Below are 12523 nucleotides of genomic sequence, written 5' to 3'. Positions count from 1 at the left end.
GGGACTACCGCGCGCGCCGTCCCGCCCTTATCTTGACAGGTATGTCGAACGGCCCCGCAGGGGCCGCGCAACAGGAATGACGATCATGAAGAAGATTCTGGGTGTGCATGCCAGTCCCCGTCCCCACTGGGTAGGCGACGGCTTTCCGGTGCGCTCGATGTTCTCGTACAACGACAAGGGCAAGGACGTCAGCCCGTTCCTGCTGCTGGACTACGCCGGCCCGGCGCAATTCGCGCCGGCCACGCAACCGCGCGGCGTCGGCCAGCATCCGCACCGCGGCTTCGAGACCGTGACCATCGTCTACCGCGGCGAGGTCGAGCACCGCGACTCCACCGGCAACGGCGGCATCATCGGGCCCGGCGACGTCCAGTGGATGACGGCCGCCTCGGGCATCCTGCATGAAGAGTTCCACTCCCCCGCGTTCACCCGCCAGGGCGGCGAGCTGGAGATGGTGCAGTTGTGGGTCAACCTGCCGGCCAAGGACAAGAAGGCGCCGGCCGGCTACCAGAGTCTGCTGAATGCGGATATCCCGGTCGTGTCGCTGCCGGACGCTGCCGGCTCGCTGCGCGTCATCGCCGGCAGCTACGGCGGGCAGACCGGCCCGGCGCGCACCTTCACGCCGATCGACGTGTGGGACGTGCGGCTGACGGCCGGCAAGAGCGCGACCTTCGCGATCCCGGCGGGCCGCAACAGCATGCTGGTGATGCTGCGCGGCACGGTGCTGGTCAATGGCGAAACCGTGGCGCGCGACGCGCAATTGGCGCTGTTCTCGCGGGACGGCGAGGCGATCACGGTCGAAGCCAACAACGACGCCGTGTTCCTGGTGCTGAGCGGCGAGCCGATCGATGAGCCGGTGGTTGGGTATGGGCCGTTTGTGATGAACTCGCAGGCGGAGATCGTTGCAGCGATCCAGGACTTCAATGCCGGCAAGTATGGGCAGATGCACTGAGGGGCGGGATCGGCGTTGACACGCCGGTCCTGGTGAAATGAAGCCGCGTTTCCCGTTGGGGCAGACGCGGTTTTTTCACGATGACTCCAGCACCGCAATTCGCTGGACTGCGCCAAGGCTCGATACAGCAGGTTGATCGATCACTCAGGCCAGTTCAGCATAGGCCGGGGCTTGCCGCAACCTGACCCGGCTTTCCCTCGCGAGGCGCCCGCCGAGAAATCCCAGACAATGTCTGGGAAATTGCGCCGCGATCGGGACGTCCCCTTTAGCAACGCGGTGCGCTACGTCGCTTTCATCTCCTTCTCCTTCTTTTCCTTCTCCTTATCCTTTTTTTCTCCATCGTAATGGGACTTGATGGCGAGAAACATGCCCGTGCCCAATACGAGGATCTTGAACGTGCCGAAGATTACAGGGACCCAAAAATTCATCATTTCCTCAAAATCTAGGGGTTGCTTAAAAAAGCAACGCTGAAAGCGGTCGGGAGGGAGAGAGGGCGCGCCAGACTCCCTGTAGGCCGTCAAATTCTACCGCCAACATCCCTACTAATTGTTGAATTGTACGGTTTTTATCGCATGCAATAGCTAAATAAAATCCATACATAAAGGCAGGACATGCCCCACATGCCGTCTTAAAAAAGCATACAAACCTCGGGGTTAAATGCCCTGGCACGCAGCGGCCCGGCCGGGCGTATAACCAAGGCTATGCCATCCGCGACGCCAAGACAGGGGGGCTCGAAACCGCGCGCTACGCCAGTCCGGATACCAGTGGCTTTCGCCCGAAGGCCGCAATCTCGGGCAACGCCGCCACGCTCAGGTTGCGCGGCGCTGGCACCTGCCGCGCCGATCTCGGCGTCGGGCAGGAAATGGCCCGGCGGACCGCGTCGGCGTCGCGCTGCCTCAGGCGCTGGGCAACGGCACGGCGCGCCGGATCCCGCCGAACCACGCGCGCGTCAGCGCGCGCCCTTGTGATCCTTCTGACCGACATTCTTGTGCCGGCCCATCACCTCGGCCTGCTCGGCCTTCTCCTTTTTGCGCGTCTCGTCGACTTTTTGATCGGGAACAGTCTTGTTCCGCCTGGGCACGGGGCCCTTGGTTGAAGGTTCCATCTGACTCTCCGCAAAGGGGCAATTGGCGCGGTGGCTCGGTGACCCTGCACGCCGTGGGCCACCGACGCCACGCCCTGCCATCTTGCATCGGCACGGCGGCCGGGGCTTGACCAAGGTCAAGCTCCGCTGCGGTCGCCCGCCGGGAACCTGCCCCCTTCCCGCCCCCCCTTCCCGCCCCCGGCAATCCGCCGGCCGCCTCGCTGACGCGTGCCCGTGCCGGGTTGCCATTCCTTGACTACGATCAAGGGGCCGCCCGCCAGACGCGTTAAACAGGACATTTGGCACTTAATGGAGAACGTCATGACCACCACGATGAAAGCCACCGTTTTTGTCGCGCCGGGTCGTCTCGAAATTCGGGAAAAGCCCATTCCCCAGGTGGGCCCGAATGACGCCTTGCTGCGGATCACCACCACCACCATCTGCGGCACCGACGTCCACATCCTCAAGGGCGAGTATCCGGTGGCCTCTGGCCTGACGATCGGCCACGAACCCGTCGGGATCATCGAAAAGCTCGGCAGCGCCGTCAGGGGTTATGCCGAAGGCCAGCGTGTCATCGCCGGGGCCATCTGCCCCAACTTCAATTCCTACGCCGCCCAGGACGGAGCACCGTCGCAGGACGGCAGCTATCTCGCCGCGTCCGGGCGCTGCGGCTGCTACGACCACCAGGCCACCGCGGGCTGGCGCTTTGGCAACAAGATCGATGGCGCGCAGGCGGAGTATCTGCTGGTGCCCGACGCGCAAGCCAATCTGGCCCCCATCCCGGATGGGCTGTCCGACGAGCAGGTTCTGATGTGCCCCGATATCATGTCCACGGGCTTCAAAGGCGCCGAGAACGCCAACATTCGCATTGGCGATACCGTGGCGGTCTTCGCGCAAGGCCCGATCGGGCTGTGCGCAACGGCGGGGGCCCGCCTGATGGGCGCCACCACCGTCATCGGCGTGGACGCGAATCCGCACCGGCTGGAAATGGCGCGCCAATGGGGCGCCGACATCGTGCTCGATGCCAACAACAGCGACGTCGTGGCGGAGATCATGCGCCTGACCAAGGGCCGGGGCGTGGATGCCGCCATCGAAGCCCTGGGCCGGCAGAGCACCTTCGAATCGGCGCTGCGCGTGCTCAAGCCGGGCGGCACGTTGTCGAGCCTGGGAGTCTACTCGACCGACCTGAAGATCCCGCTGGCGGCGTTCGCGGCCGGGCTGGGCGACCACCGGATCAACACCGCGCTCTGCCCCGGCGGCAAGGAACGCATGCGCCGGCTCATGAACGTGCTGGAATCGGGACGGCTGGATCTGACCCGGATGGTCACGCACCGCTTCAACCTCGATCAAATCATCCAGGCCTATGACCTGTTCGCCAACCAGCGCGACAACGTGCTCAAGGTCGCCATCCGCCCCGCCTGAGCGCCCCCCCATGAAAACGGCACTCGGAGCCTGACTCATGCCGACCTTCGCACACGAAACACGCCCCATCGCCGTCATCGCCGTGGCGCCGGACGGCAAGACCTACCGGATCGAGCGGCGCAGGCAGCTCAGGGCCGACGAGGCCGCGCCCGGCACGGTGCTTTACTGCTGCCTGCCGGACGGCCAGGTCGTGGACCACATCGGTTACGGGACATACCAACTGCCGGACGGCACGATCGTGCGCACCCGCACATCCCACCGGCTTTGACCGGCGGCGCCCCCGTCGGCGCGCTTTTGCGCATTTTCCGGACAGGCGCCGCGCAAAACGGCTAGTCCCCCGGGGCGCGGGACGGGTTTTCCAGCAGTCCTGCCCGGGGCGTGGCGCTTTATGATGAAAATCATCATAAAGACTGGCCGCAGACGCGACAGCCAGGGGAACCGGCGGCCGCTGCCCGCCGGACATCAGGACCAGAGCAAGGAATCCCGGCCATGCTGAACACAACGCAGTCCGATGCCGAGACACCATGGCAGCCCGCCGGGCCCGGCCCGGCCGCGCCGGCACAGGCCGGCGCGGGATGGCGCGCCGACACCATCCTGGCCACGCCCGCGCGGCAACTATTCGCCTCGGGCGACCTGGACGAAGCGCGCGCGATGGTGGGCCGGGTGATGCGGCCGCACCACCTGGGCGTGGTGGGATCGACGCAGCGCCTGAACGCGCGCATGCACCATCTGCCGCTGGGCGAGGTGTCGCTGAACCGGCTGCGCTACGGGGCCCACGTCGAGATCCGTCCGGGGCCGCTGGAGGACTTCTTCCTAGTGCAGATGCCGCTGGCGGGCACCGCCTTGATCGAGAGCGGGCCGCAGCGGGTCGATTCGACGCCGGACGTGGCCTCGGTGGTCAGTCCGGACGACAATCTGGCGATGCATTGGGCCGACGACAACGACCAGTTCATGCTGCGCGTGGGCCGCTCGCTGCTGGAACGCACGCTGGTGGGCCACCTGGGCTGTACGCTGGCGCGGCCGCTGCGCTTCCAGCTGGGGTTCCGCTGGCGCGAGTGTCCAGCCTGGCGCTGCCTGATGGCGTATCTGCTGGACTGCTCATCGCAACACGCCGACCTGGCCGGGCACAAGCTGATCGTGCACCAGATGGAGCAACTGGTGGCCGCGACGCTGCTGTCCACCCTGCCCCACAACTACAGCGCCACGCCGGCGGGCCGCCGTGGCGCCGTGCTGCCGCGCCATGTGCGCTGCGTGCAGGATTATCTGCAGGCGCATGCGCACGAGCCGGCCAGCGCCGAGCAACTGGCGCGCATCGCCGGGGTCAGCGTGCGCAGCCTGTATGCCGGCTTCAAGGAATTCCTGGGGATCAGCCCGATGCACTATCTGCGCGACCTGCGCATGGAGCGGGCGCGCGCCGAGCTGGTGTCGGGCGAGTGCCAGAACATCGCCGGGGTGGCGTTGCGCTGGGGCTTTGCCCACCTGGGGCGCTTTAGCGCCAGCTACAAGGCGCGCTACGGCGAAAGCCCGAGCCAGAGTCTGCGGCGGCACGGCTGACGCGCGCCAGGCCGCCGCGCTCAGGGCGCGTCGGTGATGCCCGCCTGCTGGATGATGCGGATCCAGCGCGCTTCCTCCTGTGTCACGTATTCGCCTAGCGCCTGCGGCGTGCCGACGCTGGCGACCAGCCCTTCCAGCGCCAGCGCGGCCTGGAAGTCCCGCTTGCCGGACACTTTGCGGATCGCCGCGTTCAATTGGTCAATGACGGGCTGAGGCGTGCCTTGTGGCACGAAAATGCCATACCAACTGTCGACGAAGTAGTCCGGCTCGCCGGACTCCGCCACCGTCGGCACCCCCGGATAGGCTGGCGAGCGCGCCTGCGTGGTCACCGCCAGGGCGCGCAGTTGCCCGTTCTTGATCTGGCCGCTGACGCTGGCCGAGGTCGAGAAGATCATGTCGATCTGCCCGCCCATCAGGTCGTTGATGGCAGGCCCCGCGCCCTTGTAGGGCACATGCAGGATGTCAACCTTGCCCAGGCTCTTGAACAACTCGCCGGCCAGGTGTGCCGAGGTGCCGTTGCCGTAAGAGCCGAACGTCAGCTTGCCCGGGTGGGCGCGGGCATAGGCCAGCAGGTCCTGCACGCTGTGAAAGCGCGACTGGGCCGGCACCACCAGCACGTTGGGCGACTTGCCGATCATCGCCACCGGGGCGAAGGCCTTTGCGGTGTCATAGGGCAGCTTCTTGTGGATGGCCGGGTTGACGGCATGGGCGAAGGTCGCCATCAGCATCGAATAGCCGTCTGGCGCGCTTTTGGCGACGTTCTCGGTGCCGATGATGGTGCTGCCGCCGGGCCGGTTCTCGACGATGACGGTCTGGCCCAGTTCCTCGGTCAGGCCCTTGGCCAACTGACGCGCGACGATGTCGGTGCCGCCGCCCGGCGTGAACGGCACCACGATACGCGGCGCCCGCTCGGGAAAACCGGCCTGCGCCACAGGTGCGCCGAGCATGCCCAGCGCCAGCATGGCGGCGGCGAAGCGGGCGGCGCAACGGGAGGGGATAGCAAAGGTCTTCATGGATTGTCTCCGGATGTTCTGAGCGCCTGTCTGATCGCGGCGCATGGGAAAAAATGGTCAGGGGCGCACGCCTCAGCAGGGCCGATCGCCGCCCCCTGGGCAGCGCTAGCCGGGCGGCCCGCCCAGCACCGCGACGCCATCGGCCGCGCACACGCCCTGGCCGAGCGGCCTGACGAACAGCGGATTGATCTCCGCTTCGACAAGCTGGTCGCCCAGGGCCTGGGCCATGCGCGCGAAGGCCAGCACCGCCTCGATCAATGCCGGCACATCGGCGCGGTCACGGCCGCGGTAGCCGTCCAACAGCGGCCAGGTCTTCAGGCGCCGCAAGGCCGCCTCGACCTGCTCCGGCGTCAGCGCCGCGCCGTCCTGCGGCAACAGCAGCAAGGTGGTGTCGCGCACCAGTTCGGCCACGACCCCGCCCATGCCCAGCAGGATGGCGGTGCCCAGTGGATCCTTGTGCACGCCCAGGATTACCTCGGCCGCGCCGCTGACCATTTCCTGTACCAGAAAGGAGGCCGGCGCCACGCCGGTGTGTCGCTGTACATCGCGCGCCATCTGCCGCATTCGCGGGCCGACCTCCTCGCAGGCGATGTTGACCGCGACACCGCCGACATCGCTCTTGTGCGTGATCGCGCCCGACAGCAGCTTCAGGACCACGCGCGGCCCCAGCCGGCGCGCGGCCTCGCCGGCCTCGGCATCCGACCGCACAACGATCTCCCGCACCGCCGCAATGCCGAAACGGGCGAACAACGCCTTGGCGCGGGCCTCGTCGAGCGAGCCCGTTTCATCGCTCCGTGCCATCACGCGCGCCACCACGGGCGCCGCTTCGGCTACGCCCAGGGCGTCGCGCTGGCGCACCCGCCACATAGCCGCCAGGGCGGCGCCGACGCTTTCGGGCGCAAGGAAGGCGGGCACGCCATGACGGCTGAGCACTTCCGCGGCGCGCGGCGCATGCGGGCTGATGTAGGCCAGCAACGGTTTGCCGCCGGGCCCGAGCGAGTCCTTGAGCGCACCGGCCATCAGCTCAGGCTGCGCCACGCCGGAGGAGCCGACCACGACGACCAGGGCGTCATAGCTCTCGCTTTCGAGCACGATGCGGATCGCGCTGCGCAGCAGGTCCGGCCGCAGCCCGGCCAGGGTCACGTCGATCGGGTTGCGGTCGAGCGCGGCCAAGTCGCCGCTTTGCAGCGCGCGCAGGGCCTGGCCGGTGCGCGCGTCGGGCGCGGCCAGTTCGAAGCCCGCCAGGCCAAGGGCATCCGCCACCAGCGTCCCGGCGCCACCAGTCGAGGTCAGCACCGCCACGCGGCGGCCCGCGAGTTGGCGCGCGCTGGCCAGCGCCGCCGGAATGTCGAGCAGATCCGAGAAGGTCTGCGCGCGGACAATGCCGCTCTCGTCGAACAGGGCGTCGTACATGCGGTCGGTGCCCGCCAGCGCGCCGGTATGCGAGGCCGCCGCGCGCGCGCCGGACTCGGATCGCCCGACCTTGAACGCCACGATCGGCTTGCCCATGCGGGCCGCCTTGCGCGCCGCCGCGCGGAACGCGCGCGGGTTGCGGATGCTCTCGACATAGAGCGCGATCACGCGGGTCGCCGGATCATCGGCCAAGGCGTCGATGAAATCCGCCAGATCCAGGTCGACTTCGTTGCTGGTGGAGATCAACTTCGAAAAGCCAATGCCGCGCGCCGCGCCGCGCGACAGCAAGGCGCCCAGGATGCCGCCGCTTTGCGACACCAGCCCGACCGGGCCGCTCACCAGGTGGTCCGCTTCCAGGGCGCCGCTGGCCGACAGCGTGATGCCGTCCGTCAGGTTGACCAGACCGATGGTGTTCGGGCCCAGGATGCGCATGCCGGCCGCGGCTTCGCGTAGCTCACGCTGGCGGCGCGCGCCCGCTTCGCCCGTTTCGGAATAGCCGCTGGCCAACACGATCGCCGCGCCCGTGCCGATGGCGGCCAGCTCGCGCACGGCCTGCTGCGTGCGCTGCGCGCCCAGCAGCACGATGGCCACGTCTGGCGCTTCCGGCAGCGACGACACATCCGGATAGCAGGCCAGCCCGTCGATCTCGCGCGCGTTCGGATTGACCGGATAGATGCGTCCGCTGAACCCGTGCTTGCGCAGGTAGGCGATGGGCCGTCCCGATGTCTTGGCGGGGTCGGCCGAGGCGCCCACCACCGCCACGCTGGCGGGCCGCAACAGTTTGCGCAGGCCGCTCATCGGGCTTGCTCCCTGCCCCGCGCCGCCTGCGCCAGGAACGCCGCCACCGAGTCACGGTGTTCGGTGCTGGTGTAGCAGATGCCCTGGGCCTGGCTGCCCATGGCGAAGACCTGCCCCGCGGACAGTTCGCTGCTCTGATCCAGGATGGATTTGCTCAGGGCCAGCGCCGTGGCCGAGCCCCGCGCCAGTTCGGCTGCCCAGCGCTGCGCCGCGTCCAGCTCCTGGCCGGCGGGCGCCAGCCGGTCGGCGATGCCGAGCGCGAACGCTTCCTCGGCCGCCACCTTGCGGCCGGAGTAGATCAGTTCCTTGGCCCGCGCCAGGCTGACGCGGCGCGGCAGGAAATACATGCCGCCGCCATCCGGAATCAGCCCGCGGGCGATATAGCTCCAGGTGAACGTGGCCTGCTCGGACGCCACGATGAAATCGCAGCTCAGCGCCGTGTCGGCGCCCAGGCCCGCCGCCGCGCCATTGACCGCGGCGATGGTCGGCTTCGGCATGTGGTACAGCAGGCTGACCGCATGGTGCACCCGCTGCTGGCGCGCCCAACCGTTGAAGGCCACGTCGCCCGCCGGCGCCTGCATGCGCCGCTGCATGCCGGCGATGTCGCCGCCGGCGCAGAAGCCCTTGCCGGCCCCGGTCAGCACCAGCGCCCGGATGGCGCGGTCCTGCGCGACCGCCTCCAGCGCGTGGATCAGTTCGGTGCGCATCGCGTCGCTGATCGCGTTGCGCTTGTCCGGCCGGTTCAGTGTCAATGTGGCCACGCCGCCGTGCGTTTGCAGCGCGATGAATTGGTAGTCCGCCATCCTCTTGCTCCGTCAGGGTTGGACGACCCGCCGCGCCCGCGACGGATCATTATCTGGCTCTGACGACACAGTAGGGGTTACAGTGCGCGAACACATGCCCCTATTTCCAAGGAGTGGAATTGCATGCGTCCGCAACCGCAGGCCGCCCCGGCCCGCCAACGCTTTGATGGCATCAGCCAGAACCGCTCGCTGGAGCGCGGACTGGAAATCCTGCGCGCCTTCCGGCCGGGCACCGACCTGCTGGGCAACGGCGAATTGGCCGAGCGCACCGGTCTGTCGGCAGCCACCGTCAGCCGTCTCACCCAGACCCTGGTGACCAGCGGCTTTCTCGAACATGACCAGCGCGCGCGCGCCTATCGCCTGGCGGCGCCGGTGCTGAGCCTGGGACATGCGATGCGCGCGGCGTCGCCGATCCTGCGGGCCGCCACGCCCCTGATGCGCGAAGTCTCGGCCAAACGCCACGTTAATGTGGGCCTGGCCGGCGCCGATCGCGCCGAGATGGTCTACCTGGAGTCGATCCGCTACAACCGCAAGGCGTCCCTGCGCACCATCGTCGCCGGCCAGCGCGTGCCGATCGAACTGACCTCGCTGGGGCGGGCCTATCTGGCCACGCGCGACGCCGCGGCGCGCGCCGCCTTGCTGGCGGCCATCCGGTCTCACTACCGCAGCGCCTCCTGGAAACCGATCGGCGCGGAGATCGAGCGGGCGCTCGCCAAGGTGGCCAGGGACGGCTATTGCCTGGCGGCGTGGCAGCCGGGCGTCATCGCCCTGTCCACGCCGCTGGCCTTGCCGGCAAGCCAGCCGCTGGTGTTGAACTTCAGCCTGAGCACCGACGACAGCGCCGCGGCGGTCGAGCGGCAGCATGCCCCCGCGCTGCTCGCCCTGCGCGACCGGATCGCCCACGAGCGCGAAAGCCGGTACGGCGCGGGCTGACCCGCGCCCCGCCGCCGCCCGCTAGAACGGAATCGACGCCTTGACGTACAACTGCGCGCCTTGCGGCCGGTTCTTGACCTGGAATTCCTGCTGCCACTTGGCGGTGAGCAGCCAGCCGCGGTCGTTCATGTAGCGCACCGAGGGGCCGATGCCGAAGGCGCGGGCGCGGCCGGCCGCGCTGTTGGGGCCGTGGTCGTCGGTGACCTGCTGGAAGACGTGGCCGCCCACCCCCAGCACCCAGCCCTTGCCCACGCCCCAGCCGACCGCGTAGTCGGCATGGATCGCCTGCCCCGAACGGGTGTCGGTGGCGCTGTTGCGCAAGTTGAAGTCGTACATCAGCTTCAAGTCGGCATTGAATCCGTCCGGGCTGATGCGGCTGAGCGCGAACACCGGTTGCGCGGTCCAGTAGTTCTTGCCCAGGCTGGACGGGTCCTTGCGGTCGTATTCGCCGGTGGGCGCGTACATGTCCAGGCCGACCACATAGTGCAGCGATTCGGACAGGTGATAGCCCAGCGCCACGCCCAGCGTCATATCGCCCAGGCCGGTGCTGCGGTAGCGCTGGCCGCCGGCCTTGAAGGTGACGTCCAGCAGCGGCGCGATGGCATGAAAGGCCAACTGGCCACCGAACACCTGCTGCGGCGTGACCCAGATCAGGCGCGGGGCCAGCACGTTGACGTCGACCTTGAAGTCCGGCACCGGCAGGCGTTCGCCGTCATTGCCGCGCAGCGTGTCGTAGCGGGCGCCGCCGGCATAGACCAGCATATGCACACCGGGCGGCGGCAGCGCGCCCGACATGAAGTTCTCCAGGCCGTCCGGATAGATGCCCAGGCCGCCGCCTTCGGTAGCGTGCGCCAGCGTGCCGGCCAGGGCCAAGGCCGTGGCGCCGGCCAGCCGGCGTGTCAGGTGTCTCTTCATGTTCCGCTCCTGCCCCCGCGGGGCGCGAGATGTTGCGCGACGAGATAGCCGGAGCCGCCGCCCAGTCCGGGCCCCGGATGGGTGGCGGCGCCGATGTGGAAAAGATTGCGCAGTGGCGTGCGGTGGCCGCGCGCGCCGTGACTGCCGGCGAAGGGCCGCAGCCAGAAGAACTGGTCGGGCGAACAGACGCCGGCGTAAGGATCGCCGCCCACCAGGTTGCAGTTGAGCGCCTCCAGGTCGGCCGGCGAATAGCTGCGGCGGCCGACCACGCGGTGCGCCAGGCCGGGCATGACCCGCTCCAGGCGCGCCTGCACCCGGTCGGCGACGGCTTCGCGCAGGGCCTCGCTCCAGCGGCCGTCGGCGGGCGCGTCGAGCTGTCCGGCGGCATCGCCCTTGATGCGCACCGGCAGCTCCTGCATCTGCACCCACAGGATCCAGGCGCCGGCCGGAGCGCGCGAGGGATCGACCGCCACCGGCTGGCCGATGGCCAGCGTCGGCCGCGCCGGGATCAACCCATTGTTGGCCTCGGTGACCGAGGCGCAGACCTGCTCCATGCTTTCCGTCAGGTGCACCAGTGGCACATGGCGCAGCTCCGGCGTGCGCCAGTCTGGCGGCGCATTGAGCGCGAAATGGATCTGCATGCCGCCGCGGCCGTGACGATAGCCGGCGGCGCGGCGCCGCACCGGCTCGGGCGCGTCGGGCAGCAGCGCGCCGTACAACTGGCCGGGCGTGACGTTGCAGACCACCGCCTGCGACGCGCGGTATTCGCGGCCGGCGGCCACCACGCCAACGGCGCGGCGGCGGCGGCCGGCGCCGCGCGTCAGGATGCGTTCGACGGCGCTGCCGGTCAGCAGCCGGCCGCCGTGGTGTTCGATCACCCGGGCCAGCGCGTCCACCACGCCCTGGCCGCCGCCCTTGACCACCGGCATGCCGCCGGCCACCACCGCGGCGAAGGTCAGTTTGCCGATCAACGCCGAACAGGCGTCGTCGGGGCCCAGGCCCGAGTGCAGCACCCAGGGCGCGATCAGCGCGCGCGCGGCGTCCGATTGCAATTCGCAGTCCGCCCAGCGGCGCAGGCTCTGGAGCGAATCGGCGGCGAACGCCATCAGGCCGTCCAGGCCGCGCCGGCGCCATTGGCCGAACAGCAGCCTGAGCAGGCCGGCGCCGTAGGGGTTCTGACCCAGCAGGCCGAAGGTGAGCGCGGCGTCCTCGCCGAACAGGCGCTGCGCCATGGCGCCGAAGGCGGCGCCATCGCCGGGCGCCCAGGCGTCCAGGCGCCGCGCGCTGTCGGCAATGTTCTGCGTGAGCGCGATGCCGCTGCCATCGGGCAGCACCAGGCCGGTGCTGTAGCCGCCCTGCGCGAATTCCAGACCGGCCGCGTGCAGCGCGGGCTTGAGGGCGGCGTAGGCCGGACTGCCGACGAACAGCGGGTACCAACTGGACAGCACATCGTGGCGGTAGCCGGGAAACAGTTCCTCGGTGCGGATGCAGCCGCCCAGGCGGTCGTTGCGTTCCAGCACCAGCACCGCCTTGCCGCGCTGCGCCAGCAACGCCGCGCACACCAGCGAATTGATGCCGCTGCCCACCACGATGATCTGGGCGTCGGACGTCGATAAAACAGGCATCACAGGCTCCGGCC

Annotated in this window: 11 protein-coding genes; 5 read left to right on the top strand and 6 right to left on the bottom strand. The window is 69.0% G+C overall.

Annotated features, from left to right (window positions below):
• Positions 1–85 precede the first annotated feature (85 nt).
• Positions 86–949: a pirin family protein gene (locus tag ACN6O8_RS10425; protein ID WP_427990977.1), complete on the top strand. Its 864-nt coding sequence runs from the start codon at positions 86–88 to the stop codon at positions 947–949.
• A 949-nt stretch (positions 950–1898) separates the two neighbouring features.
• Here the strand turns inward: ACN6O8_RS10425 and ACN6O8_RS10420 are convergent.
• Positions 1899–2054 carry a hypothetical protein gene (locus ACN6O8_RS10420; protein WP_427990976.1) on the bottom strand — a complete coding sequence of 52 codons (156 nt, stop codon included), beginning with the start codon at positions 2052–2054 and terminating at the stop codon, positions 1899–1901.
• Between the two features lie 300 nt (positions 2055–2354).
• Between ACN6O8_RS10420 and ACN6O8_RS10415 the strand changes: the two genes are divergently transcribed.
• The 3 genes from ACN6O8_RS10415 to ACN6O8_RS10405 all read left to right on the top strand — a co-directional run bounded on the left by ACN6O8_RS10415 (position 2355) and on the right by ACN6O8_RS10405 (position 5009).
• Positions 2355–3455, top strand: coding sequence for an NAD(P)-dependent alcohol dehydrogenase (locus ACN6O8_RS10415; RefSeq protein WP_427990975.1), 1101 nt, complete (start codon positions 2355–2357; stop codon positions 3453–3455).
• Between the two features lie 37 nt (positions 3456–3492).
• Positions 3493–3723: a hypothetical protein gene (locus tag ACN6O8_RS10410; RefSeq protein ID WP_427990974.1), complete on the top strand. Its 231-nt coding sequence runs from the start codon at positions 3493–3495 to the stop codon at positions 3721–3723.
• Positions 3724–3944: 221 nt separating this feature from the next.
• Positions 3945–5009 (top strand): AraC family transcriptional regulator, encoded by a 1065-nt coding sequence (locus tag ACN6O8_RS10405; RefSeq protein WP_427990973.1) that lies wholly within the window; start codon positions 3945–3947, stop codon positions 5007–5009.
• Between the two features lie 20 nt (positions 5010–5029).
• Here ACN6O8_RS10405 and ACN6O8_RS10400 read toward each other — a convergent pair whose 3' ends face one another.
• From ACN6O8_RS10400 to ACN6O8_RS10390, 3 genes are all read right to left on the bottom strand, one after another.
• Positions 5030–6022, bottom strand: a complete 993-nt coding sequence (locus ACN6O8_RS10400; protein ID WP_427990972.1) for a tripartite tricarboxylate transporter substrate binding protein — start codon at positions 6020–6022, stop codon at positions 5030–5032.
• A 105-nt stretch (positions 6023–6127) separates the two neighbouring features.
• Positions 6128–8233, bottom strand: coding sequence for an acetate--CoA ligase family protein (locus ACN6O8_RS10395; RefSeq protein WP_427990971.1), 2106 nt, complete (start codon positions 8231–8233; stop codon positions 6128–6130).
• Positions 8230–9036 (bottom strand): enoyl-CoA hydratase/isomerase family protein, encoded by an 807-nt coding sequence (locus tag ACN6O8_RS10390; protein WP_427990970.1) that lies wholly within the window; start codon positions 9034–9036, stop codon positions 8230–8232. The genes ACN6O8_RS10395 and ACN6O8_RS10390 overlap by 4 nt, the downstream gene beginning before the upstream one ends.
• A 123-nt stretch (positions 9037–9159) precedes the next feature.
• Between ACN6O8_RS10390 and ACN6O8_RS10385 the strand changes: the two genes are divergently transcribed.
• Positions 9160–9969, top strand: a complete 810-nt coding sequence (locus ACN6O8_RS10385) for an IclR family transcriptional regulator (protein ID WP_427990969.1) — start codon at positions 9160–9162, stop codon at positions 9967–9969.
• A 21-nt stretch (positions 9970–9990) separates the two neighbouring features.
• On the opposite strand, the gene ACN6O8_RS10380 is transcribed toward ACN6O8_RS10385, so the two are convergent.
• Both ACN6O8_RS10380 and ACN6O8_RS10375 read right to left on the bottom strand, forming a co-directional pair.
• The gene (locus ACN6O8_RS10380) at positions 9991–10884 is read right to left on the bottom strand and encodes a SphA family protein (RefSeq protein ID WP_427990968.1); all 894 of its coding nucleotides are present in this window, start codon (positions 10882–10884) and stop codon (positions 9991–9993) included.
• The gene (locus tag ACN6O8_RS10375; RefSeq protein WP_427990967.1) at positions 10881–12509 is read right to left on the bottom strand and encodes a phytoene desaturase family protein; all 1629 of its coding nucleotides are present in this window, start codon (positions 12507–12509) and stop codon (positions 10881–10883) included. Before ACN6O8_RS10375 ends, ACN6O8_RS10380 begins: the two co-directional genes overlap by 4 nt.
• Positions 12510–12523 lie beyond the last annotated feature (14 nt).

The sequence above is a fragment of the Achromobacter sp. genome (assembly GCF_050285565.1).
Classification (GTDB): Bacteria; Pseudomonadota; Gammaproteobacteria; order Burkholderiales; family Burkholderiaceae_B; genus Achromobacter.
This window is presented reverse-complemented; position numbering and strand designations above follow the sequence as displayed.